Consider the following 25,065-nt stretch of genomic DNA (forward strand, 5'->3'; position numbering starts at 1 on the left):
TCTCTCTGTGCCAGCCAGGTAAAGTGCGGCGCATATTATGCAATTGAATGAGAGAAAACATGAGCAACATTTTAATCATCGACGGCGGAAAGACGTTTGCCCACTCCAAAGGCGAACTCAACCATACTCTGACAGAAGTGGCTGCTGCCCAGCTACGTGATTTGGGTCATCAGGTAAGCGTAACCATCGCAGATGATGATTATGTGATTGCCGATGAGGTACAGAAGTTCCTTAACAGTGATGTGATTATCTGGCAAATGCCTGGCTGGTGGATGGGCGAGCCCTGGACTGTGAAAAAATATATCGATGATATCTTCACCGCAGGCCACGGTGCGTTATATGCCAGCGACGGGCGCTCACGCAGTGATGCCAGCAAAAAGTATGGCTCTGGCGGCCTGCTACAGGGCAAAAAATATATGCTCTCCCTGACCTGGAACGCACCTCTGGAAGCCTTTACCGATCCGGATCAGTTCTTTGAAGGCTACGGTGTCGACGGGCTGTATCTGCACTTCCACAAAGCCAATCAGTTCCTGGGAATGGAAGCGCTGCCAACCTTCATCTGTAATGATGTGATTAAACAGCCCGATATCCCACACGATATCGCACGTTTGCAGACTCATCTGAACGAAATTTTTGCTTAACTGAAAGCAGGAACCCTATGAGGATGCTGTTATGTTGACTGTTGTTGCCGAGATTTGCATTAAGCCAGGCCGCCGTCAGGCGGTGCTGGATGCGATTAACACTGTAATCCCGTTGGTATTAGCCGAAGAGGGCTGTCATCAGTATGACGCGCTGGTGGATCACCAGGCTCAGGTGCCGTGGAAACATAACTCACCGGACTCTATTTTCATGCTGGAACAGTGGACCTCTTTACGCCATCTTGAGCAACATCAGCAGGCTGCGCACATGGAAACCCATCGCGCCCGCATTAAAGATGATGTGCAGGACGTAAAAATCCTGATTTTAGAAGCCGCTAAGTAATTTCTGTACCAGTGAGTCCCCGCAGGCAGAGCAATTATCGCCTCGGGGCATCCTGCCTTGTTATAACAGCCCCTGCTCGACAATCTTTTCCTGCAAAAAATCCAGAAAACAGAGGGTACGCGCCGCCAGCGCATTGTTGCGGTAAAACACCGCATGTACCGGCAAACGCTGTTCACTGGTGTTATTGATCATCACCTGCACCATTTTGCCCTCCTGCCTGTCTTTACGCGTCAGAAAATCAGACAGCCGACCAATGCCCTGCCCGGCAATCACCAACTGGCGGATGGTTTCCCCGCTGGAAGCCGCCAGATCGGGTTTAATCGCCAACACATCTTGCTGTTGATGGCGTACCGGCCAACGGTTGTGCACTTCTGATGCACTAAAGCCAATTAACGTATGTTGTGCCAGCTCTGCGGCGGTCTGCGGATCGCCAAAGCGGGCCACATAGCCGGGACTGGCCATCAGCCGGCTCACCGTGCTGCCCAACAGGCGGGCATGAAGCGTGGAGTCGCGCAGCTGCCCAATACGGATAGCAATATCGGTTTGCTGCTCCAGCAGGTCAATCACCACATCATCGGTATTTAACTCCAGCTGAATCAGCGGGTAACGGCGGCGAAACTCATCCACCAGCGGCACAATGACATGCAACATAAACGGACTGGCAGCGTTAATCCGCAATTTACCCGAGGGCATCTCACGCCGTTGGGCAATGTGCGTTTCCGCCTGCTCGACTGAGGCCAGGATCTGCCGCGCATGTTCGAGGAAGATTTGCCCCTCTTCCGTCAAAGCCAGTCGCCGGGTGGTGCGGTTCAGCAAATTGGTTTGTAGCTTCCCTTCCAGCCGGGTTAATGCGCGACTGACGCCAGAACTGGTCTGATCCAGCAACTCCGCTGCGGCGGTGATCGAACCGGTATCTACCACCGCCACCCAGGCACGCAACTCTTCCAGCGTTATTTTCACTCTGACAACTCCTCAGTGGATCCTATAGTTAAAGGCGCGGGTTATGTTATGCCCGTCTCTGGGACGTTTTCTTTTTATTGCGACAGGATCACGGAAAATGAAACTCAAATCTCTGCTCTTCGCAGCGCTGCTACCGTTGCCCGTTCTGGCTGCACCGATTTTCACCCTGCAATCCCAAGACTTTAAAGATAATACCGTACTGCAACAACGCTTTGCGGGTAACAACAAAAACAACCCTTCCTGCACCGGCGAAAACGTCTCGCCGCAGTTACAGTGGCAACATGCGCCAGCCGAGACGAAAAGTTTCGCATTGGTGATCACCGATCCGGTCGGTGCGAAAGGATTGGGCGTTACCCATCTGGTTGCCTACAATATCGCGGCCGATCGCAGCAGTTTCGCGCAGGGCGATCTGGCCCAGGGCAACGGTTACACTGGCGGTAAAAACACCCCAGGGACTGATAAATATTATGGCCCTTGTCCGCCCGCAGGCAGTGGCTTGCATCACTATAACTTTGTGCTGATTGCGACTGACCTGCCAGCCAATAGCCTGCCCGCAGGACTAACTCAGCCCGAGCTGTTCGGCAAATTAAAAGGCCATGCCCTGGCCGCGACCACCCTGGTGGGCAGCTTCGCTAATCCATAACACAGCATGCCGCATCGAGCTCCGATGCGGCATCTCTCCCTCGCATAAACCCGCACACCATAAACTTAACAACAGGTTAGGGAATTCAACCGCAACTTTTTTGCAGTGTGCACAGGGTCACATCACCCGCGACAAATGCGATAAAAATTTGAACTGCGACACGAAATTGAAATTTCACTTTTAATCATTATGGTGTTTTTTTTTCGTTTGAGTATAACGTTGGGAAGGCCATGCACCTGGGTGCATAGCAATCCGCCTTTCCATGCACCTGGGTGCATGGCGACATAGAACACCAGGCAAAAACCCGATTCATGCCATCGGGATTAGTTATAAACGTTTGAATATAAAGTTATTTCAGGCAGTACAGAACATCTTAATCCAATAATACGTCACAAGAATGGATGGTTACATGTACAACAAAACGAACCTGCAAAACCCTAACAGGATCAAACTGATTACCCTTGTATCAACCTTCGGGGGGCTCTGTTTCGGTTATGACACCGGCGTAATTTCCGGTGCGCTGATTTTCATGAAGTACGATCTCAATCTGACGCCCGTCCAGGAAGGATTTATCACCTCCTTCCTGCTGTTTGGCGCGGCCTTAGGCTCACTGCTTGGCGGCTATCTCTCGGATCGCCAGGGCCGACGCAAAAACATTTTGTGGGTCGCGGTGATCTTTATTTTCGGCGCGTTGGGGACTGCGCTGGCATGGGACGTTCAGTCGATGATTGTAGCCCGTTTTGTACTCGGGCTGGCGGTAGGCTGCGCCTCGGTTACGGTGCCGGTTTACATCACCGAATTGGCACGTCCGCAGCAGCGTGAAAGCCTGGTGACCGTCAACGAACTGATGATAGTGACCGGTCAGTTCCTCGCTTACTCCGTCAATGCGGCCATCGTCAACTTCTACCCAGATATGTCGCATAACTGGCGCATCATGTTGGCGATCCCCGCGATCCCAGGTGCGCTGCTGTGGTTTGGCATGCTGGCCATGCCGGAATCGCCACGCTTCTTTATGCGCCGTGGAGAGACGGACAAAGCGATCAAAGTCCTGAAAACGGTGCGCCTGCCTGAAGAAGTTGATCGCGAGATCAAAGAGATCCAACAGGTTATTGATATCGATAAGGACAAACTGAAGCTGTCACAGGAGCTGAAGAAGCCCTGGGTGATCCAGCTGGTTCTGATTGGCCTGATGATCGTCCTCGCGACCCGCGTCACCGGCGTAAACACCATCATGTATTACGCGCCAACGGTACTGAAAGCGACCGGACTGGGTGATGCGGCGGCGGTCACCGGGGCCGTGGCCAATGGCGTGGTCTCGATTCTTGCCACCCTGCTCGGCATGTCACTGATCGGCAAATGCTCGCGTCGCAGCATGTTCTTTATTGGGCAGTCAGGCGTGACCTTAAGCCTGGTGTTGATTGGTCTTGCCTTCAAGTTCTTCTTCCATAACGAAATGATCAACGGCGCTGAAACACTGGTCGCGAACTTTGACGGTGCCAGCTACGTGATCCTTGGCCTAATGCTGGTATTCCTGGTCTTTATGCAGGGATGGATAGCACCGGTCTTCTGGCTGATGCTGGCTGAAATTTATCCGCTGCGGATGCGCGGGCTGGGCATGGGCTTTGCGGTCTTCGGCCTGTGGATCTTCGACTTCATTATCCAGTCCATCTTCCCGCTGCTGCTGAGCAACTACGGCGGAGGTATGACCTTCGGCTTCTTTGCTGCGACCAACATCGTGATGTTGATTTTGCTGGTGAAATACCTGCCGGAAACCCGTGGCCTGTCACTTGAACAGATTGAAAAGAAATTCCGTTTTTGAACCAGAGAATCCCTGAGGAAACAGACATGACAGTAAAAATTGGTCTTATCGGTTTAGGTATGATTGGCCGCGATCACCTGCAACGTTTTAGCAGCGTCATTAAAAATGCCAAAGTCACAGCGGTCTGTGACATCAATAAAAACACCGCCGACGCCGTTGCCGCAGAGTACAACGCAACCGCGTTCTATGACGCCGAAGAGATGATCAACTCTGAGCTGGTGGATGCCGTGTTCATCTGCTCGATTGGCCCGGTACACAAAGCGCAGATCCTCACCGCATTTAATGCCGGTAAGCCGGTGTTTTGTGAAAAACCCCTGACGCCAACCGCCATTGAAGCCAAAGAGATTATTGAAGCCGAGGTCCGCACGGGCAAACGCCTGCTGCAACTGGGCTTTATGCGCCGTTTCGACCCAGGCTACAACGCCCTGAAAGCCACGATTGACAGCGGCAAACTGGGTGAAATCTTGCTGATGCACTGCGCACACCGCAACGCTTCCGTCCCCGAAAGCTACACGCTGGAAATGGCGGTTAACGACTCCGCTACCCATGAAATCGACATCATTCGCTACCTGCTGGATGAAAACATTGTGTCGGTGCGCGTTGATAAACCCGCGAAGAAGACACGTCGTGCCCTGCCGCATCTGCAAGATCCACTGATCGTGATTTTCGAAACCGAATCTGGCGTGCGTATTGATGACGAGCTGTTTGTGAACTGTAACTACGGTTACGACATCGGCTGTGAAGTGATCGGTGAAGATGGCATCACTGCGCTGACAGAGCAAGCGTTGACCACTACCCGTACCCAGCACGGCAACAGTCGCCATATCACCACCACCTGCATGGAACGCTTTGCCACCGCGTACGATCGTGAAGTGCAGAACTTTGTCGATCAGGTGAGTGCAGGCGCTGAAATGACCGGCCCTTCATCATGGGATGGCTACGTCGTGGCTCTGGTGTGTGACGCCGGTCTTGCTTCACTGAAAGATGGTGAAAAGCACGCGGTCAATATCCCGGAATGCCCGGCCTTATATCGTCAGTAATCTGACGTTACCTCAGGGCGGCGTGAGGACATGATTATGTTAACGGTAGCAGAACAAGACATTTTTTTAGGCTGTAGCGCCAACTCCAAGCGCAAAGCGCTGGAGATTGCAGCGGCTTCACTGGTGGCAAACGGTTATGTCACTGAGGATTACTTCACCTCAATGATGGATCGTGAAAAGGCCCTTTCCACCTACCTGGGATCTGGCGTTGCGATGCCACACGGCACCAAACAAGGCCAGTCAATGGTCCTCAAGACCGGCTTTCAGATCCTGCAATTCCCTGCGGGTGTCAGCTGGGGTGAAGGCAAAGTGGCATGCCTGGTGGTCGCTGTCGCGGCGCATAACAACGATCACATTGATGTGATCGCGGACCTGGCAGATCTGTTCAGTGATGAAGTGAAAACCGAACGCTTACGCCAGATCAAAGAGATCAAACAATTTCTCGACATTCTGCACGAGCGCTAAACACAAGCGCCAGGCAACGCTCATAAGGATAAAAAATGAAACTCGCACTCTGTACTGATGTATTAGCCAACCTCTCCTTCCCGGAGATGTTAGATCGCGTAAAAAGTTACGGCATTTCTGGCGTTGAAATGACGGCCGGTGGCTGGTCTCCTTGCCCACACGTCAACACCAATGAGCTGCTGGCTTCGCCAGAAAAACTGGCACAGTTCCGCGCTGAGCTGGAAAAGCGTGATATTGAAATTGTGGCGCTGAACTGCTCCGGTAACCCGCTGGCACCCGGCGAACTGGGCGCGAAGCACAGCGAGAGCAGCTACAAAGCGGTTGAGCTGGCTGGCAAACTCGGCGTGAAAAAAATCGTCATGATGAGCGGCCTGCCGGGCGGCTGCAAAGAGGATAAGATCCCGAACTGGATCACCTCTACTGTTTCCTGGCCGGACTACATGCCAGGGGTGATCGACTATCAGTGGAACGAAGTCGCTATTCCCTGGTGGAAAGCATTTACGCAACACGCGCGTAAACATGGCGTGGAGAAGATCGCCATCGAAGAGTTCCCGAGCCAGTTGGTGTACAACCCTTCCACACTGCTGCGCCTGCGTGAAGTGGATGAGATGATCGGCATGAACCTCGATCCTTCTCACCTGATCGCCATGGGTGCCGATCCTATTGCGGCGGCACGTAAACTGGAAGGCGCAGTATTCCATGTGCATGGTAAAGATGCGCGTATTGAGCGCGGTCTGGCGGACGTGGACGGCCTGCTGGAATACAAGCCCGTTACCGATACCAAAAACCGTACCTGGAACTACGTGGCGGTGGGCTGCGGTAAAGACCTGCTGTGGTGGAAAGAGTTCTTCTCCGTGCTACGAATGACCGGCTATGACGGCTATGTCTCTCTGGAGATGGAAGATCTGACCATGAGCGTAGAAGCCGGGTTGCAGACCTCGATTGATGCGCTGAATGCCACCCTGAGCCGTTAATCCACGCCTGAATAACAGCGCCCTTCTGCCTCAGCAGAGGGGCGCTTTTTCACCGTACAGGGCTTTAGGCTTTGCGATGAGATCCGCGTACGATCAGCTCGCCATAGCGCCAGGCACCCTGATCGGTCCGCTTTTTGTTAATCAATCGGTTGATCGCTTCGTGAATCAGCCGATCTTTACGCTGATCGTAGCTGGTGAGTTGCCAATGGGGATCTGCCGCTTCATCAATGTTATCAAAGCCAACGATCGCGATGTTACAGCCTGGACGATCGTGGATCGCCTGCAATGCGCCGATGGCTAAAATATCATTCTCGCAGAACATCGCTTCCACCCACTGCTCGGGCGGCACTGAATCGAGATAGCTCACCATCGTCTGGTAGCCACGAATTTTGTCATAGCTGCCGACAATCAGATGCACATCCAGCACTTTTCCTCGCTCCACCAGGCGATCGCGGTAGCCGTCAAAACGCATCAGGTGCGAACTGGCAGTGTCTGGCCCTTTCATGTAGCCGAAGCGCTGATGCCCCTGCGCCAGCAGCAGGTCGGCAATTTCGCTGCCCGCGCGATGACCATCGATGCTGACGATATCAATTCCTGGATTTTCAGTGCTGCGTCCGATCTGCACCAGCGGTACGTGATGCATGGTTCGCGCAACGTCCGCCAGCTCAGCGGTGAGCCAGGTCGCCATAAACAGAATGCCATCGACCTGTAGCTGGTAAGCCAGAGACATCACATCATTATATTTCTGCTTATCAGAGATATTGAGCAGTAGCGCCATATAGCCGCGCTCCTGCAGCTGCCGGGTCACTTCATCCAGCAGCAGCGTCATGTTCGGGTTTTTAGTTTCATCCACCGTTACGCCAATAATATGAGTGCGCTTCTGTGACAGGCTACGCGCCAGCAAATTGGGGCGATACCCCAGTGAATCTGCGGCGGCGAGAATGCGTTCACGGGTTTCGCTCAGGATCGGCGCACCGGGAATAAACGCGCGCGACACGGTCCATTTAGAGACGCCTGCCAGCTTCGCCACGTCGCTGGCGGTGGCTTTGATCCGCGCGTTTTCAGAATCACTCTTCTTCATACTGATTTTTCCTGCCCTGGCTGAAAACAATAACCGGCTTACCCCACTCTCTGCCTTGCTGCGAGCTCTGGCGAGAATACCATGCACCCGAGAGCATAACCTGTACTATTAGGGTTATGGGTATGCAAAAGTGTGAACTGCATCAACCCCTGAGCCTGGCTTAAGCGTTGTGAAAGCAAGATGGATCATTCAGGGTGATCACCTCGAAATAAATCACTTTAAATTCAATACGATAATAAATAAAAAAAAGCAAACCACATGACTACCCTACCAGAAACCAATGTAAAAATAGCCGTCACAGAGAAGGGAAAACGATGTTAATACGTGGCCACAGTGAAAAAAATGGCGCTTCAACGCCGGAGTTACTGTTTCTCTGCCAGGCACAGGGTGCCCGTGCAGCGATACCACGCGTGATGCATCGTCATACTGAGCGGTTAGAGATGATGTTTTTTGCCGGGGGATCTGGCCACTACACCATCGACGGGCATCGCTATGCGGTGCAACAGGGAGACCTGCTGATCTTCAACGCCGGGAGCTGGCATGACGAAAGCCCGACAGCCAGTGATGAACTCCATACGTTTAGCTGTGGCATCAATGGATTGTCGCTCACGGGACGGCCTGAAAATCATCTGATTCGGGGTGATACCCGTGCCGTAAGAAACTGTGGCGTACGCCAGGCGGAGGTGTTCCATCTGTTTAATGCACTGTGGCAGCACTTACAGCATAAAGATGCCGGGGTCAGCAGCCTGACGGCACCCTTGTTACAGGCGATTGTGTGTATTGCGGAAGATCTGTTTAACGCGGAACCCGCCACGCTCTCGACTTCGGAGTTTGTGTTGGGGCATCGCATTCAGCACTACCTCGAAAACCACTACCGTGAAGAAATTGAACTGAATGCCATTACGCGCGCCTTGAACATGAACCTGTTTTATCTGGTGCACGTATTTAAGAAATTTTCGGGTTATTCACCGAAACAGTATCAGGCGCGCCTGCGCATTGGCGAAGCACAGTCGCTGCTGCTCGGTACAGATGCTGGCGTGACCTATATTGCCAACAGCGTGGGCTACAGCAACGTCAACAATTTCCACCGAATGTTCAGCAAACTGGTCGGGATACCGCCCGTCAAATACCGCAAGTTTTGGCTCGTTGAAAACATAAAGCATTGCCAGTAATACCGATTTAATTTTGGGGATATTTCACCGCATTCCGACCCTTAAGCATCACTACAAACTCAGGAGAACAACAGATGTCTGTACAGAGTCGAATTAATGCGGGATACGTTTACGGGCTGTGTTGCCTGTCAACGCTCGGTGGCGTGATGTTTGGCTACTCAACCGGGGTCATTTCTGGGACGGTTGACTCGATTCAAGGTTATTTCCATTTACATTCTGCCGCCACCGGTTGGCTGGTTTCCAGTATTTTTGTCGGCTGTATTGTTGGTTCCCTGTTTGCCGGGCGTATCGCCGATAAACTGGGGCGTAAACCGGCACTTATGCTGGCTTCGCTGGCCTTTGCCCTCTCCTCGCTAGGCAGCACCTTTGCTGACTCTTTTCTGCTGTTCTCACTGTCACGCATTGTTGCCGGATTAGGCATTGGCCTGGCCGGCACCGTTATCCCGATTTACATGAGCGAGATTTCACCGGCAGCAATCAGGGGTAAAGCTTCTGGCATCTTCAACTTGTCTCTTGTGGGTTCACAAACACTGGTGTTCTTTGTCAACTTCCTGATAGCTAAAGGCATGAGTGACGCCTGGCTGGTTGAACAAGGCTGGCGCTGGATGATGGGCGCACAGCTGGTGCCAGTGGCGTTGATGATTATCAGCACTTTTATTCTGCCCGAGTCGCCACAGTGGTGTATCAACCACGGCCGTAAAACAGAAGCGTTGCGCATCTACGGAAAAATTTATCCGGGAATCAACGCCGAAGAGGCGAGCCAGGTCTTTAGCCTTAAGAAAACGCACACAGCGGGCAGCAATGCGATCAACCTGCGCTTTATCTGGCAAAACCGTACGCTGCGTTTCGCACTGGTGATTGGCTGTATGGTCGCGGTGCTGCAACAGCTGACCGGGGCCATTATCGTGATGTATTACGCACCGCTGATTTTACAAACCGGTGATGTCAGCAAAGAAGTGATTCTGTTCCAGACCATCTTTATCGGCTTACTGAACGCGATCGGTGCTTTTATTGCCATGAATCTGTTTGATAAGTTTGGTCGTCTGCCGGTCATGAAAATCGGCACTGTTGGTGCCATTCTCAGCTTGCTGGCACTCTCCTGGAGCATGTACACCCACTCTACTGGCTACGTCGCGGTCACGGCGGTGCTGGTCTTTATGTTTATGTTTGCCATCAGTTGGGGGTCTGGCTGTTGGGTATTGATTGGCGAAATTTTCCCGCCGCGCATCAAAGGCTATGCGATGGGAATGGCGGTCAGTTTTATGTGGTTGTTCAACGTGTTAGTCACTCAGTTCTTCCCAATGATCAACGAAATCCCGCTGCTGCAACAGCATTTCAACGGCGCGTTCACGATGTGGATTTTTGTGGTGCTCAATATCTGCTGCTTCTTTTTCCTGTCGCGCTATATCCCTGAGACGCGTGGCGTCGCTCTGGAGGAGATCGAAGCACTGCTGGCGCAGCGGTTAGCAAAATTATCCGGTGCGACACAGCCCCACACCGACGTGCTTATTCATCCTAAAACCCCAGGAAGTTCCTCATGATCAAAGCCTTGCATGGTATCTCCACTCATCACTGTAATGTGGTTACGCAAAGTCGTATTGCGGCCGAAACGGGCTACGATGGCCTGGAGTTTTTGCACTATCAACTGCTGCGTTATCTCGATAACGGCGGCAGCACCCCCGCACTGAAAAAAATCGTTTCTGGCTATGGCTTAGAGACCTCCTGCCTCAATGCGCTGATCGATATTGAGCGTTATCAGGGCGAACAGAAACAGCAGCTTTTGGCAGAAGCGCTGCGCTTAACACAGGTTGCCTCTGAGCTGGAGTGCCCAACCATTCAGATTCTGGCGCAACACGGCATCGATCATCTGCCGCAGGCGCAGATCATGGATATTATGACCGAAAACATCGGCGAAATTGCCCAAATCGGTGAAAAGTATGGCGTGCGTTATCAGATTGAAGTGATTGCCCACACCCAGTTCAATACGCTTAACCAGGCACTGGAAGTGATTAAGCGCGTGGGGAAAAGCAACGTCGGCCTGGTCATCGACTTCTGGCACCTGTTCGCCACCGGTGCCAGTACGCCAGCAGACATCGCCGCACTGGATAAAGAACTGATCTTTGGCGTGCACTTCTGTGACGGCCGCAAGCCAGAACCCGGCGAAGTTTGGGCGGAAACGGTGCTACGTGCCTATATGCCAGGGGAAGGCCAGATTGATATTCAGGCCTGGACTGACGCAGTGAAAGCGACCGGCTTCGACGGCGTCTGGTCAGCCGAACTCTTCAGCCCGGCCTGCTGGGAGATGGATCACCTGGAACTGGCTCGTCGCGTCCACCAGAATATGAGCCACTATACCGGTTGAACCTGTTACGGCCCGGCTCTGCCGGGCTTAGCGGCTTGGCCAGAAATAGTCATCTGGCAGCGACCGCGCGCCGAAAATAGCCTGCCCCACCCGCACCACGGTTGCCCCCTCTTCGATTGCAATCTCAAAGTCACCGGACATGCCCATTGAGAGCTGCAAAGCGCCATGCTGTTGCGCAAGTTGCTGGCTTAATTGTCTGAGCCGTACAAAGCACGCACGCACGCGCACCGCATCACTGCTGAACTCCGCCAGCGTCATCAATCCCTGCACGCGCAGGCAGCTAAACGGCCGCAGTTTCAGCATAAAAGCCGCCACTTCATCAGCAGCAAGACCGTATTTGCTCGGTTCGTTCGAGGTATTCACCTGCACAAACACGTCCAGCGTTCGCCCCTCGGCCTGTAAGCGACGATCCAGTATCTCCGCCGTATGCAGGCTATCCAGCGCCTGAAACTCGCTGGCAAACTTCGCCACCAGCTTCGCCTTATTCGATTGCAGGTGACCAATCACCGACCAGCGGAGGTCCGTTAAATCCGCCATTGCCTGCGCTTTCCCCCAGGCTTCCTGCACTTTGTTTTCCCCCAGCAGGAAACAGCCCGCCTGATGCGCCAGCCGAATGTGCGCCTCATCCATGGTTTTACTCACCGGCAGCAGACGAACCTGCGCCGGATCGCGGTTGACGCGTAAACAGGCAGCATCGATCCGCGCCTGTACCGCCGCCAGATTGGCCTGAAAATCGCTGACGCTCTCTGCGCGCGGCCAGCGATTGTGCATTTCATGACGAGGCTGGGTTGGCGCATCAGGCACTGTGTCTGATGCAACTGGTTGAGTGGATTTGATCATCACTGGACAAGGTCTCCCCGCTGGCTTAATATTGTCCTAGGCTAAACTTTAATTTGTCACAGATCAATGAAGATAATCGGTAAAACCGCAGGTGAAATTTTCGACCAGATCCGCGCACTGATCCATTCCGGCGAGCTGGCGGCGGGCGATCTTCTCCCCTCGGTCAGAGAACTGGCGGGTGAGTTGGACGTGAACCGCAACACGGTGGCCCTCGCGTATAAGCGCCTGACCGATGCGGGTTTTGCCCAGTCGCGCGGGCGAAATGGCACAGTGATCCGCGCCAGCAACGGACCCGTGGAAGTTGAAGGCAGCGCTCCGCATGCTGTGCTGCATGATGTTGCCAGCGGTAATCCGGCGGCATCTGCGCTGCCCGCACTGAGTGAACTGGCTCGACATATTCGCAGTACGCCCGCGCTGTATGGGGAACCGCCGATCCGACCAGATCTGGCCGCTGCTGCACATCAGTGGCTAGCGCCTGATTTAACCGTTCCCTTCGAGCTTAATCTCGCCCACGGTGCCGTGGATGCCGTCGAGCGGTTACTCAGCAGCTATTTGATCGCAGGCGATCGCGTTGCGGTCGAAGATCCCTGCTTTTTGAGTAGCATCAGTACGCTGCATCACAGCCGCCTTGTCGCCGCCCCCGTGGTGATGGATGAACAGGGCATGCTGGTAGACGCTCTGGCGGCCCAGTTGGCTAGCGGCGTTCAGGCCGTGATCGTCACTCCACGCGCGCACAACCCAACGGGTTTTGGCTTTAGCGCTAGCCGCGCACAGCAGATCCGCACCCTACTCAGCCACTATCCCGAAGTGCTGGTACTGGTGGACGATCACTTCTCGCTGCTCTCCACCCAGGATTACCACCACATTGTGCCGGAGAGCAGCCGCAACTGGGCGCTGATCCGCTCCACCTCTAAATTCCTTGGGCCAGATTTACGCCTGGCGGTTATCGCCAGTGACAGCGAAACCGCACTCCGCTTGCGCCAGCGGCTTAACGCGGGCACCAACTGGGTCAGCCATATTCTGCAAGATATGGCTGCCGGATTTTTAATTGCCGAACAGGCTCAAACTCAGCTACAAGCCACACGCCAACGCTACTGCGAACAGCGCGAGGCGATGACACAAGCCCTGATACAACAGGGAGTTAGCGTCTCTGAACATCATGACGGCCTGAATATCTGGGTGCCACTGGCAAACGGCAGCAGTGACGTTGTGTTGAAAATGGCGCAGCGCGGTTGGCTGGTGCGCGGCGGCGATGCTTTCACCCTTGGCAGCTCCTCTTCTGGCCTCCGCATCACAGTTGCTGAACTCGATCACCAAGACATCTCACACTTCGCCCACGCCCTTGCCAGCGTGCTGGCAACACACCGGGGTTAATTTAATTTTATGGAGTCATCCGCAATGCAGGTCCATTTCATCGTTCATGAAGATTTTGAAGCTCCCGGTGCCTATGAAGCCTGGGCCAACCAGCGAGGCCATCACATTAGCTGGTCGCGCGTCTATGCAGGAGAAGCACTGCCGCAGCAGGTCAACGATATCGATCTGTTGATCGTGATGGGCGGCCCACAGTCTCCTGCGACAACGCTGGAAGAGTGCGCGCACTTTGACAGCAAAGCCGAACAGGCGGTGATTGCCGCAGCAGTAAAAGCCGGTAAAGCGGTGATGGGCATTTGCCTCGGCTCACAGCTGATTGGGGAAGCGCTGAGCGCGCCGTTTGCCCATAGCCCAGAGAAAGAGATTGGCAAATTCCCGATAACCCTGACCGAAGACGCACAGCACGACGCACTGTTCTCCCAATTCCCTGCCGTTCTGGAGGTGGGCCACTGGCACAACGACATGCCCGGCCTGACGCCCGATGCGAAAATCATCGCCACCAGTGCAGGCTGCCCGCGTCAAATCGTCGCCTACTCCGACCGGGTCTATGGCTTCCAGTGTCATATGGAGTTGACGCCAGAGGTGGTTGAACTGCTGATTGCACATTCGCAAAGTGATTTGAGCCGCGCTGCTGAGTTTCGCTTCGTCGATACCCCAGAACAACTGCGCGCCCATGATTACAGTGAAATGAATCAGCTGCTGTTCACCTTCCTCGATAAACTGGTCGCTCGTTACCAGACAGCCTGATGTTAAATGGCCCCGTTACGTGAATAATTCATCGTGGCGGGGCCATTGGCTATTATTTTCGTGTCTTCCCACAATAAATAATTATTTTTTAGGTGAACTTTTAATTTATTCTAGCGGGAAGTTAGCTTATTAATTAGTAATTGCAGTAAAAACAAAACCCAGACACTTCCCGCTATTCTTACTTTTACTCACCACCATCACCAAACCCTTGTCACGCAAGGCCTCTGCGCAATTACCCGTTTCGCTATGAGTTTCTGACAGAAAAATAACGCTGGCGGCAATATTATTATTTTGCCAAACTCCGCACCTTATCGACATGACCTTTTTCACGTTCATAATAATCTCGCTGGATTAACTATGCCCGTTGATATTCCTTTTTGCTGCCTGACGCTCAGGCAGCACGTTTTTTTTGTGCGCCCGATTTATATCCCTGCCTCGGGGAAAATACCCTGCGGAGTTCGCTATGAGCAGTAACGCCCCCCTCGCTGCGCGCGCTGGTGATGTGCTGGAGCACCCTTCGGTGTTGGCTGATTTCGTCAGTGGCATCACCGAAGGCGCACTCTACGCCGCCGCCTTTATTGGCGGTACCGCCCTGGCCGCCAGCGGTGTCGGCACCGCGATTGGCGTGGCGCTGGTGGTCAGCGCAGCGGTGGACGGGTTTCCTGAACGCTGGGGCAATGCCGCCGGGGAGGCGGTGGCCGACCTGCTTGGACTGACGCCCACGCCCGATGGCCTGATCATCAGTGGCTCACCCGACGTGATGATTGGCGGCAAACCGGCCGCCCGTGCGGCGGGCACTGTCGACCCCGCCTGGATCAACCAGCCCGCCGTTGCAGACAGTGGCAGCGCGCTACAGCAGGCGCTGGCCATCGCGGCCACGATAAGCGCAGTGGTGATGAACCCGCAGCCCCTGCTGGCGGCGATGGGCAAAGGCCTGAGCGACATTGACAGCGCCGCGTTGCTGGAGTCCCTGCTCAGCGAAATGGTCCAGCCGCTGGTGGCCAGCGCCGCGCCCCACACCACCCCCGCCGGGCAGGACCAGATCCTGTGCAGCAAACTGCACCTGGCTCCCGGCCCACTGTGGCTGGCGGAAGGCTCCAGCAAGGTGTTTATCAACGGCCAGCCTGCAGCACGCCACGGCGACCGCAGCACCTGTGAAGCCATGATTAAAGTGCTGGAGGATCATCGGGTGCGTATCGGCGGCGATCCGGTGGTGGTGCGCGACATCCGCAGCGGCAAAAACACGCTGGCGTGGTTTATCGGCTCCCTGTCGGGCGGCAAAGCGCTGCAACGGGCCACCGCGCTGGCGCAGCATCTCTACCGCCGGGTGCGCACCGCGCGCATGCTGAAAAATATCCCCTGTCCACTCTTCGCCAGCGGCCATGCGGCGGGCACTGCGGCCAGGTTAGGGCAACTTCCGGCCCGCGCCATGCAGACAGCACACCCGGTGAACCTCGCCACCGGAGCCAAATTGCTGGCCGCCGAAGAAGAACTCGATTTCATCCTCGACGACCGTATCCCACTGCGCTGGCAGCGTGTCTACCACAGCCTGAACCCGGCCGAAGGCATGCTCGGGCGCGGCTGGATGCTGCCCTGTGAAACCCGTCTGCTAGGCGAAAGAAACGCAGACGGCACGCTGCACCTGCACTGGCGCGACCAGAGTGGACGCGAGTGCGGCCTGGGTGCGGTAGAGCCGGGTGATGTGGTGCAGTTCCCCGCCGACGGGCTGACGCTGTTCTGCAGCATCAACGGCGTGCTGCTGTTGCAGAACGAGCTGGGCGAAAGCCAGCGCTATGCGGCGGACCCGCTGCGGGTCGGCGAATGGCGCATAGTGGAGATCCACGACCGGCACGGCAACGTGCAGTACCTCGACTGGAACAGCGCCGGGCAGCTTGAATCCATCTCCGGCGATAACGAGGCAATGAAAGTCCGGCTGCGCTATCACCCCGGGAGTGGGCGACTGGCTACGGTGCATCAGGTGGTGGTTGAAGACGGTTCGGAGCACCTGCTGGTGGCGTACCACTACGACGAGGCCGGTCAGCTGCTGCGCGTCACCGATGCGGATCTGGTGGTGACCCGCGCCTTTGGCTGGCATCATAACGGCCTGCTGGCCTCGCACCGCTATGCGGGCGGTCTGCGCGTCAGCTATGACTGGCAGCCCGGCACGAACTGGCGGGTGTGCGGCTATCGCGTGTATGACGATACGCCGCAAGACGAGGTGATTGCCTGGAATGCTGAAGCCGCCGCCTGCCCGTTGCCCCCTTCCATTACTGATTCGGCGAATGATGCCACCCTGACCGGCCCCGGCGAACTGCCCGGCAGTGGCGGGCTGCTGGAAACCTGGCACATCGTCGTGGATGAACAGGCCCGCTGGGCCACCGTGACGCAGGCGGGCGGTGCCACGACCCGTCACGAGTGGGATAAACACCTGCGCATCACCCGCTACGTTGATCCGTGGCAGCACGACTGGCACTACACCTGGGCCGCGCACGACGAACTGCTGCTGAGCACCCGCATGCCCGATGGCGCGTGCTGGCAGTATGGCTACGACATGCTAGGCAGGCTGGAAGATATCACCAGCCCGCTGGGCCGCACCCGCAGCACCCGCTGGCATCCGCTGTGGGCGCTGCCAGTCAGTGAAGTAGATGAAGCCGGTGGCACCTGGCGCTGTGAGCGCAACGCCAAAGGCGACATGATCAGCATGACCGATGCGCGGGATGCCACCACCACTTTTACCGTCAACCACTACGGCGATGTAACAGCCGAGACCGATGCGGTAGGCAATCCGCGTGAATATCGCTACGACAGCTGTGGCCGCCTGATCCGGCGTACCAACTGTTCAGGTGGCAGCGCCTGGTGGCGCTATGACGCACGCGGCAGGCTGATCGCCGCCTGCGACGAAGCCGGGAATATTCATTCCTGGCAGTGGAGCGCGGCTGGCCGGTTGCAGGTAGCTGAAACGCCCTCGCATATCGAGACGCATTACCGCTACGATGGCTGCGGTCGCTACTGCGGCGAAGAGACCTATCTGCTGGTCACCGCCCTGACTCACAACGCGCGCGGCCAGGTGACGTCTCACACCAGCCCGGCCGGGCGCATTACCCGCTGGCGCTACGACAGCAACGGCGAACTCAGTGCCGTGGTAAACCCTAACGGGGAAAGCTGGTCTCTGGAGCGTGACGCGGCCGGGCGCCTCAGCGGGCAGACCGATTACGCCGGTATCGGCCAGCGTCTGCACTACGATGCCTGCGGACGCGTCACTGAAGTTACAGATTTACCCTCCAGCGCCGCCATTGACGCCGGGGCCGAGCCACCGCCCGATCCCTGGGCCTGGACGCTGGAACCGCTGGCCCCGCGCCCTGTCTGTCCTGAGCCACCACCACCGCAGTACGCGGGTTGGCAAGACGCGCTGCCGCCTGCCATGACGCCGCTCACGCTGCGGTTTGGCTATGACGCCGACGGGCGGCTGCTCACGCGAGACAGCGCCGATCACCATACCCGTTACGGTTACAGCGGCAACGCGGTCAGCATTCAGCGCGTGCGGCAGTCCGGGCTAACGCAGCACGGCGAACCTGAATGGGAAGAGACCCTGTACTTTGACTATGACGCGGCCGGGCAGTGGCTGGAAGAGTCCGGCCCGCACGGTGCATGGCGCGCCGACCGTGACGTGCTGGGCAATATGACGCAGTTGCAGCACCCCAGCGGCGACCGCGAGCATTTTCAGCGCTACGGCAGCGGCCACATGCTGACGCGCCTGCTGGAGCATGACGGTGGAAAGCTGGAGACCGCGGCTTTTGAACGCGATCAGCTGCATCGTGAGGTATCGCGCAGCATGGGCCAGCTGACCCAGCGCACCCGCTATCACATGGACGGGCATACCGTGCGGCGCGACAGCCCGGCCATCATGCGCAGCAGCGACTGGCATCCCGGCGATATCCTCAGCGCGGAAATGGTGGAGATCGACGGTATTACCCAGCGCCGCAGCTACCGCTACAGCGCCGATGGTGACCTGCTGCACTACCGCGCGCAGGAAGACGAGCGTTTCGCCTACGATGCGGCGGGCAACCAGTGTGAACGCGCCGACCAGCGCGTGTGGCGCAACCTGCTGACCCGGCTGGGCAATGTGGCACAGCGTTTCGATGGCTTTGGCCGGGTGTGGCAGCGCACCCTGCCCGGCGGTATCCGCCAGAGGCTGTTCTACAACGCAGAACACCAGCTTAGCCAGGTGCAGTTCAGCGGCGACCGCACCTTCAGCCACGCCGACTACTTTTATGATGCGCTGGGCCGCCGCAGCCACAAAATACTGCATCGCCACACGCCGCCGGGGCGGGAAGCAATCCCGCCGGAAACCGTGACTTTTGTCTGGCAGGGCATGCGACTGGCTGAGGAGCGCAGCAGCTTGTGGCCGGACACGGCGGTGAAATACCTGTATCACGAAGACAGCCACGAGCCGCTGGCCCGCATTGTGTGTGAGGGCAGCCGACAGGACGTGGAATGGTATCACTGCGCCCTGAACGGTCGCCCGGAAATGCTGACTGATGCGAATGGTCGCGTGACCTGGTGGGGGATCCCGCGCGGCTGGGGCGGCATGGCGCTGGAACAGGATATGGGCAGCCGCCACCGCCGCCCCTGGCTACAGCAAAATCTGGCGCTGCAGGGCCAGTATGTGGATCATGAAACCGGACTGCACTACAATCTTCACCGGTACTTCTGCCCACTGACGGGCCGCTTTACCCAGCCAGATCCGATCGGGCTACTGGGCGGGATCAATCCGTATCAGGATGCGCCGAATGCGTTAAGCTGGATCGATCCGCTGGGGTTGGCATGTCATACAACCAAGAAAGGTTGGATTAAAGATGCTCAATTACCAACAAAAGGCCGAATTCGTTACGTCCCGCCCAAAGACTGGAAACCAACAGCACCTTTGCCTAAAAAGAATGGAGGATACATAGATCGCTTTGGTAATGTCTGGACTAAAGGTCCCTCCCGAACAGCCGGAGAACCTTTTGAGTGGGATGTACAACTATCATCAACTGGTAAACAAAAAATAGGTTGGACTACTCGAGATGGAAGTCATGCAAATATTTCTTTGGGCGGTAAGGTGACTCACAAATGACAATTGAATTATTCATCGAATTCTTCATTGAGGCAAAAAGTACCCAAGGGAAAGAAAAGATTTTTAAAAAAATACACAAAAATCTTATAGGTAGGCATGGACCTGCCACTGTTATTCCTTTAAGTGAATCAAAGTTTATTGTCTCAATTGAGGTAGATGAGTGGGAGACTTGTATATTTAAGGTTATTAGCTATTCACAAGAAATAGGACGTCAATGGATATTGACAGGAAATATAGAACACGAATGTAACTTATGGACTAATCACTCCAAAATAGTTGGTGTAAACTCAATAAGTATCAGTGCTGATTGTATGGGTAAAGAAGGATGAACGGTTCTAATGCTAAGCAGTACAATAACGGTACAGATTTAAATATATTTAATTACATTCCTAATAAATTATGAAAAATGAATGTTAATGGTGATAAAGGGCAACTTTTTCTGAGAGATAAAATCATTAATCGAGGGCAATGGGATGAATTTGAAAGAATTTTCAAGTGATCATAAGTTACTTTTATCTCTTTGTTCTGAAGCGACCTTAAACCATTGGTCTTTTGAGGAACAAGTTCTTAGTATCAATCTCACAACTTATGATGATGATGAATTGATTATTCTTATCGAGACTGATACTGTTCATTCATCACCTCCATTCCCTAATAAACATTTAAATATTTGTAGAATTGTAATTCAAGATATGCATACTTTATTGGATTCTCAAAATGGGTACTATATTCCCCCAGAAAACTTTAGCGACTTAATGAAATTTTCCAAGAGCAATTACTCATTTTATTATGGAAAGAAAGTTTTTTTTAGATATAACTTAACTTTCATTGGGAATGAAAACTTTCTAAGTTGCCCACTCCCCTCATTAGATACCTCTGTTAAATGGAAATTAGTCAGAAACTACTGTAGATGAGTTCGATTGGGGAAATTACTAATGGTCACTATAAAATTTAAAACAGGTGAAAAAAAAGAATTCTACCTTGATGATTTTGACATGGTTAACTTTGATAACACCCAATTGCATACAGTAATACTGAGTGGATTCTCCTTATATAAATCCAGCTTTATTAAATCCAATCTACGAAGTGCTGAGTTATCCAGGTGCTATTTAGAACAAGCAGTTTTTGTGGGGGCTTTATTGATGAATGCTAACTTAGCATATTCGGTATTGATGAGTTCTGACTTTTCTCATTCTAAATTGTCAGCTGCATGTTTTTTTAAAGCTGACATGAGGATGGCTAATTTTTCTCATGCAGACTTATTTAATGCTGAATTCAATGGTGCTGATTTAAGAGGTGCTAATTTTTCTGGCGCACAGCGTTTTGACAGCGCTTTTTTTGACAAGGCACTTTATGATGAAAGCACGATTTTTCCTGAAAATTTCTCAGCAGACATTAAGGGTTTAATACTCGTTTAGAAGTGACTATATTATTGAATTAACTTAAAATGCATTATCATAAGATTATTTCCATAGTCGATGATTTTATAAATTTACCACTAGTAAAGTGGTATGCCTAAACAAGTGGCCTGCTGAGCAAGCTCGTCAGGGCCTTGAGGTGTTACGCAGCATGGGCCAAATCCAGTAAAAACAAAGTCATTACATTTTACCCGGCAGTTCCAGGAGATTAATTATGTTGAACTTATCATACTTGTCAGACAATGATGGAACTAAGCCATCTTTAATTATTAATGACCGAGTAATTAATGAAATAGAAGTTTTATTTTTTCATTTAAAAAATAAAACTGGCGTATATGTTGATCCATATGGAAAAACAAGAATTTACCCAGAGCATCAAAAAATACTGATAGATGCTCTAGCACCTTTTAAAGATAAAGAGATATTTTCCTTGATTGAGTATTTAAATAAGGCTATAGAAAATGATGAGGTTATAATCGCCGATGGTGATTGAACAATGTCCTGATTGGGGCTAGACCTTTCCGCCCTTCGACACTGAAAGCTAAATCCCATAGAAAAAAGACTGTATGAATAGTTTTTATACTGACATTATTAACTCACGCCATACCAAAGAATAAAAAATGCCCGAGAAATCTCAGGCATTTTTCTTAAGGACACGCTTTCAGGTTAGCCGGATAATCAGGCTTCCAGATCCGCTGTATCCCCTTTCTCCTGTAGCCAGTTGCGACGATCTTCTGAACGCTTTTTGGCTAACAGCATATCCATCACTTTCAGCGTCTGATCGATATCTTCATCATTAATCGTCAGCTGCACCAAACGGCGGGTGTTTGGATCGAGGGTGGTTTCACGCAGCTGCAGTGGGTTCATCTCGCCCAGCCCTTTAAAGCGCTGTACGTTAGGTTTACCCTTCTTGCGCTTCAACTGCTCCAGCACGCCCTCTTTCTCATCTTCGTCCAGCGCGTAATAGACCTCTTTGCCGAGATCGATACGGTATAGCGGTGGCATTGCGACATAAACGTGGCCGCCTTGCACCAGCGAACGGAAGTGACGAACGAACAGCGCACACAGCAGCGTGGCGATGTGCAGGCCATCGGAGTCCGCATCCGCGAGGATACAGATTTTGCCGTAGCGTAGCTGGCTCAGGTCTTCACTGTCTGGATCGATACCAATTGCCACCGAAATATCATGCACTTCCTGCGAAGCCAATACCTCATCTGAGGACACTTCCCAGGTGTTCAGGATCTTACCTTTTAACGGCATGATGGCCTGATATTCACGATCGCGTGCCTGCTTAGCAGACCCCCCTGCGGAGTCCCCTTCTACCAGGAACAGCTCAGTTTTATTCAGGTCCTGCGCAGTACAGTCCGCCAACTTGCCCGGCAGCGCAGGGCCGCTGGTCAGTTTCTTACGCACCACTTTTTTCGCGGCACGCAGACGACGCTGTGCACTGGCAATCGCCAGCTCGGCCAACTGTTCAGCCGCTTGCACGTTCTGATTGAGCCACAGCGAGAAAGCATCCTTCACCACACCGGAAACAAACGCAGCACACTGACGTGAAGAGAGGCGCTCTTTTGTCTGACCGGCAAACTGCGGGTCCTGCATTTTGACGGACAGCACGTATGCACAGCGATCCCAGATATCTTCCGCCGACAGCTTCACGCCGCGTGGCAGAATATTGCGGTATTCGCAGAACTCACGCATCGCGTCTAACAGACCCTGACGTAAACCGTTAACGTGCGTACCGCCCTGCATGGTTGGGATCAGGTTCACGTAACTTTCAGTCAGCAGTTCGCCGCCTTCAGGCAGCCACAGCAGTGCCCAGTCTACTGCCTCCACATCACCGGCAAAGCTGCCGATAAACGGCTTCTCTGGCAGGGTTGGCAGGCCGTTAACCGCTTCACACAGGTAATCTTTCAGGCCATCTTCGTAGCACCAGCGCTGTTCAGTGCTGTTGACCAAATCTTTAAAGATGATTTCGACGCCAGGGCACAGCACCGCTTTTGCTTTCAGCAAATGGCTAAGGCGTGAAACGGAGAAGCGTGGACTATCGAAGAAACGTTCGTCCGGCCAGAAATGCACGCTGGTGCCGGTGTTACGTTTTCCGGTGGTGCCAGTAACGGTTAAATCCTGCACTTTATCGCCATTTTCGAAGGCGATCGTGTAGATTTCACCGTTACGACGCACGTTAACTTCCACACGCGTCGACAAAGCATTCACTACCGAGATCCCTACGCCGTGCAGGCCGCCCGAGAACTGATAGTTTTTATTGGAGAATTTGCCCCCGGCATGGAGGCGACAGAGGATCAGCTCAACCGCCGGTACGCCCTCTTCCGGGTGGATATCCACCGGCATACCACGGCCATCGTCAATGACTTCCAGCGACTGATCGGCATGCAGGATCACTTCGACCCGTTTGGCATGGCCAGCCAACGCCTCATCGACGCTGTTATCGATCACTTCCTGGCCCAGATGGTTCGGGCGCGTAGTATCGGTATACATGCCAGGGCGGCGGCGGACGGGCTCAAGGCCAGTCAGAACCTCAATGGCATCGGCGTTATAGCTAGATTGACTCATGGTAACTGTCTGATTTGAAGTGTGAAAATGATGACACGCCTCACTGGACTACGCCCGGTTCAGAGCAAGAAAATCCATCATTTGTGAGAAGTGACGTTCGAATCCGATAAAAGCGTGATTGCCGCCCTCTTCCACCGTTTGACGGCACGCACTGTAGTAGTCGAGCGCCTGGCGGTAGTCGAGCACTTCATCGCCGGTTTGTTGTAGCAGCCAGAGTAAATCGGGTGCTTCCAGCGGGTCAATCTGCATCACTTTCAGATCATAAATGTGGCGTGACTCTAACACATATTGCTCGCCGGTGTAGGGATTCCGGTTTTCCCCCAGATAATTGCTCAGCAGCTCAAACGGCCTTACTGCTGGGTTCACCACCACCGCGGGCAACACAAAGCACTGCGATAACCAGGTGGCATAATAGCCCCCAAGCGAAGAGCCCACGATCCCTAATGGCGACCCTGACTGCGCCATCACTAAATTTTCTAACATCTCTGCGGCATCGCCTGGAAACGTCGGAAGCTGCGGGACCAGCAATTCAATATCAGGATGATGCTCACGCAGCCAGTGACCGAACAGCGTCGCTTTAGCAGACTTTGGCGAACTGTTGAAACCATGTAGATAAAGCAGAGCCGCCATGTTTAGTAGCCCTCAGATTCGAGATCCGGGCGGAAAGCGGTGCTTTGCAGACGGTTCACTTCGGTTTCAATTCTGCCATCGGGATGGAGCGTTAACCAGCGCCAGCCGGGGGCCAGGGAATCAATGGTGAAACTGGTGCAGTGTGGCTTGAACTGCACGCAGGTAGACGGTGCTGCCAGCACGCGGCGGCCACGCCACTCTACATCCATATCCTGATGGATGTGGCCGCAAATCAGCGTCTGCGCCAGCGGGAAGTGCTGTAGCACGGCATCAAGCTGATGGGGATTACGCAGGCTGTGTTGATCAAGCCAGGTACAACCTGAGGCTAACGGATGATGGTGCAGCAAAATCAGCGTGTGGCGATGAAGATCCTGGCTCAGTACTTTCTCTAGCCACTCCAACTGATATTCGCTCAGCATGCCGTGTGGCACGCCAAACACCTGGCTATCCAGCAACACTAATTGCCAGTTATCCCCCAGCAACACATGCTTCGCCGGGTTGATTTTTGCTTCCGCCAGGGTATCCACCATTGCGGGCTGAAAATCATGGTTGCCAGGCAGCCAGACGCAAGGCGCAGGCAGACGTTGAATCCCCTCAACAAAATGTTGGTAGGCTTCAACTGAGTGGTCCTGGGCTAAATCACCGGTCGCGAGAATCAGCGCATAATCACGCTGCTGTGCCGTAATGGCCTCCAGCACGGCACTGTAGCTAGCCCAGGTATTTACCCCAAGCAGCGATTCATGCTTTCCGCCGAACAGGTGTGTATCCGTAATTTGCAGGAGGTTGATGCTCTCTCCTTGCGCCACCGGAAGGGTTAGCTGGCTTTCCAAAGCGATTCCTTACTCTCCACGCCATTTGTGAGTTGATAGACC

At 53.8% G+C, this 25,065-nt stretch carries 23 protein-coding genes; 16 read left to right on the plus strand and 7 right to left on the minus strand.

All coding sequences use genetic code 11. The features are described from left to right. Positions 1-59: 59 nt before the first annotated feature. Together F3J40_RS06825 and F3J40_RS06830 are read left to right on the plus strand one after the other, a co-directional pair. A complete protein-coding gene (locus tag F3J40_RS06825; protein WP_167013187.1) occupies positions 60-641 on the plus strand; it encodes an NAD(P)H-dependent oxidoreductase in 582 nt (193 codons plus the stop codon). 31 nt (positions 642-672) lie between these two features. After that, positions 673-981, plus strand: a complete 309-nt coding sequence (locus F3J40_RS06830; protein WP_017347522.1) for a putative quinol monooxygenase — start codon at positions 673-675, stop codon at positions 979-981. A 60-nt stretch (positions 982-1,041) separates the two neighbouring features. Here F3J40_RS06830 and F3J40_RS06835 read toward each other — a convergent pair whose 3' ends face one another. Further along, complete coding sequence (locus F3J40_RS06835; RefSeq protein ID WP_167013189.1) at positions 1,042-1,941, minus strand: LysR substrate-binding domain-containing protein; 900 nt, start codon at positions 1,939-1,941, stop codon at positions 1,042-1,044. Between the two features lie 97 nt (positions 1,942-2,038). Between F3J40_RS06835 and F3J40_RS06840 the strand changes: the two genes are divergently transcribed. The 5 genes from F3J40_RS06840 (at position 2,039) to F3J40_RS06860 (ending at position 6,882) form a co-directional block, all read left to right on the plus strand. After that, complete coding sequence (locus F3J40_RS06840) at positions 2,039-2,584, plus strand: YbhB/YbcL family Raf kinase inhibitor-like protein (protein WP_167013191.1); 546 nt, start codon at positions 2,039-2,041, stop codon at positions 2,582-2,584. Positions 2,585-2,993: 409 nt separating this feature from the next. Beyond that, positions 2,994-4,403, plus strand: a complete 1,410-nt coding sequence (locus F3J40_RS06845; RefSeq protein WP_167013193.1) for a sugar porter family MFS transporter — start codon at positions 2,994-2,996, stop codon at positions 4,401-4,403. A 26-nt stretch (positions 4,404-4,429) separates the two neighbouring features. Beyond that, positions 4,430-5,443 carry a Gfo/Idh/MocA family protein gene (locus F3J40_RS06850; RefSeq protein WP_167013195.1) on the plus strand — a complete coding sequence of 338 codons (1,014 nt, stop codon included), beginning with the start codon at positions 4,430-4,432 and terminating at the stop codon, positions 5,441-5,443. Between the two features lie 36 nt (positions 5,444-5,479). After that, positions 5,480-5,908 (plus strand): PTS mannitol transporter subunit IIA, encoded by a 429-nt coding sequence (locus tag F3J40_RS06855; RefSeq protein ID WP_017347517.1) that lies wholly within the window; start codon positions 5,480-5,482, stop codon positions 5,906-5,908. Positions 5,909-5,943: 35 nt separating this feature from the next. Next, the gene (locus F3J40_RS06860) at positions 5,944-6,882 is read left to right on the plus strand and encodes a sugar phosphate isomerase/epimerase family protein (RefSeq protein ID WP_017347516.1); all 939 of its coding nucleotides are present in this window, start codon (positions 5,944-5,946) and stop codon (positions 6,880-6,882) included. Positions 6,883-6,946: 64 nt separating this feature from the next. Here F3J40_RS06860 and F3J40_RS06865 read toward each other — a convergent pair whose 3' ends face one another. Further along, entirely contained in the window at positions 6,947-7,963 is a 1,017-nt protein-coding gene (locus tag F3J40_RS06865) for a LacI family DNA-binding transcriptional regulator (protein WP_167013197.1), read from the minus strand. Positions 7,964-8,277: 314 nt separating this feature from the next. Here F3J40_RS06865 and F3J40_RS06870 point away from each other — a divergent pair, with 314 nt between their 5' ends. From F3J40_RS06870 to F3J40_RS06880, 3 genes are all read left to right on the plus strand, one after another. Continuing rightward, complete coding sequence (locus F3J40_RS06870; protein WP_167013199.1) at positions 8,278-9,135, plus strand: helix-turn-helix transcriptional regulator; 858 nt, start codon at positions 8,278-8,280, stop codon at positions 9,133-9,135. A gap of 74 nt (positions 9,136-9,209) precedes the next feature. Then, positions 9,210-10,676 carry a sugar porter family MFS transporter gene (locus F3J40_RS06875; RefSeq protein ID WP_167013201.1) on the plus strand — a complete coding sequence of 489 codons (1,467 nt, stop codon included), beginning with the start codon at positions 9,210-9,212 and terminating at the stop codon, positions 10,674-10,676. Beyond that, positions 10,673-11,497, plus strand: coding sequence for a sugar phosphate isomerase/epimerase family protein (locus F3J40_RS06880; RefSeq protein ID WP_167013203.1), 825 nt, complete (start codon positions 10,673-10,675; stop codon positions 11,495-11,497). Before F3J40_RS06875 ends, F3J40_RS06880 begins: the two co-directional genes overlap by 4 nt. 27 nt (positions 11,498-11,524) lie before the next feature. On the opposite strand, the gene F3J40_RS06885 is transcribed toward F3J40_RS06880, so the two are convergent. Then, positions 11,525-12,337 carry a YggS family pyridoxal phosphate-dependent enzyme gene (locus tag F3J40_RS06885; RefSeq protein ID WP_167013205.1) on the minus strand — a complete coding sequence of 271 codons (813 nt, stop codon included), beginning with the start codon at positions 12,335-12,337 and terminating at the stop codon, positions 11,525-11,527. A 66-nt stretch (positions 12,338-12,403) separates the two neighbouring features. On the opposite strand from F3J40_RS06885, the gene ptsJ reads away from it, so the two are divergent. Then, positions 12,404-13,711, plus strand: coding sequence for a MocR-like B6 salvage transcription factor PtsJ (gene ptsJ, locus F3J40_RS06890; RefSeq protein ID WP_167013206.1), 1,308 nt, complete (start codon positions 12,404-12,406; stop codon positions 13,709-13,711). Between the two features lie 24 nt (positions 13,712-13,735). Continuing rightward, on the plus strand, positions 13,736-14,455 hold the full coding sequence (locus F3J40_RS06895; protein ID WP_167013209.1) for a type 1 glutamine amidotransferase: 720 nt from the start codon (positions 13,736-13,738) through the stop codon (positions 14,453-14,455). Between the two features lie 129 nt (positions 14,456-14,584). Here the strand turns inward: F3J40_RS06895 and F3J40_RS06900 are convergent, their stop codons facing one another. Next, positions 14,585-14,791, minus strand: coding sequence for a hypothetical protein (locus F3J40_RS06900; protein WP_167013210.1), 207 nt, complete (start codon positions 14,789-14,791; stop codon positions 14,585-14,587). Between the two features lie 127 nt (positions 14,792-14,918). Here F3J40_RS06900 and F3J40_RS06905 point away from each other — a divergent pair, with 127 nt between their 5' ends. The 4 genes from F3J40_RS06905 to F3J40_RS06920 all read left to right on the plus strand — a co-directional run bounded on the left by F3J40_RS06905 (position 14,919) and on the right by F3J40_RS06920 (position 21,482). Continuing rightward, positions 14,919-19,571: a polymorphic toxin type 17 domain-containing protein gene (locus F3J40_RS06905; RefSeq protein WP_167013213.1), complete on the plus strand. Its 4,653-nt coding sequence runs from the start codon at positions 14,919-14,921 to the stop codon at positions 19,569-19,571. Next, positions 19,568-19,900, plus strand: a complete 333-nt coding sequence (locus tag F3J40_RS06910) for a hypothetical protein (protein ID WP_167013215.1) — start codon at positions 19,568-19,570, stop codon at positions 19,898-19,900. Before F3J40_RS06905 ends, F3J40_RS06910 begins: the two co-directional genes overlap by 4 nt. Before the next feature lie 606 nt (positions 19,901-20,506). Next, positions 20,507-20,989 (plus strand): pentapeptide repeat-containing protein, encoded by a 483-nt coding sequence (locus F3J40_RS06915; protein WP_167013217.1) that lies wholly within the window; start codon positions 20,507-20,509, stop codon positions 20,987-20,989. Between the two features lie 214 nt (positions 20,990-21,203). After that, positions 21,204-21,482: a hypothetical protein gene (locus F3J40_RS06920; RefSeq protein WP_167013219.1), complete on the plus strand. Its 279-nt coding sequence runs from the start codon at positions 21,204-21,206 to the stop codon at positions 21,480-21,482. A 185-nt stretch (positions 21,483-21,667) separates the two neighbouring features. Here F3J40_RS06920 and parE read toward each other — a convergent pair whose 3' ends face one another. From parE to cpdA, 3 genes are read right to left on the minus strand one after another with little or no spacing between them, the layout of a single operon-like run. Next, on the minus strand, positions 21,668-23,563 hold the full coding sequence (gene parE, locus F3J40_RS06925; protein ID WP_167013221.1) for a DNA topoisomerase IV subunit B: 1,896 nt from the start codon (positions 23,561-23,563) through the stop codon (positions 21,668-21,670). A 48-nt stretch (positions 23,564-23,611) separates the two neighbouring features. Continuing rightward, complete coding sequence (yqiA, locus tag F3J40_RS06930; RefSeq protein WP_017347503.1) at positions 23,612-24,193, minus strand: esterase YqiA; 582 nt, start codon at positions 24,191-24,193, stop codon at positions 23,612-23,614. A 2-nt stretch (positions 24,194-24,195) separates the two neighbouring features. After that, positions 24,196-25,023: a 3',5'-cyclic-AMP phosphodiesterase gene (gene cpdA / locus F3J40_RS06935; protein WP_167013223.1), complete on the minus strand. Its 828-nt coding sequence runs from the start codon at positions 25,021-25,023 to the stop codon at positions 24,196-24,198. Positions 25,024-25,065 lie beyond the last annotated feature (42 nt).

Source organism: Candidatus Pantoea multigeneris (assembly GCF_011752615.1).
Taxonomy (GTDB): domain Bacteria; phylum Pseudomonadota; class Gammaproteobacteria; order Enterobacterales; family Enterobacteriaceae; genus Pantoea; species Pantoea multigeneris.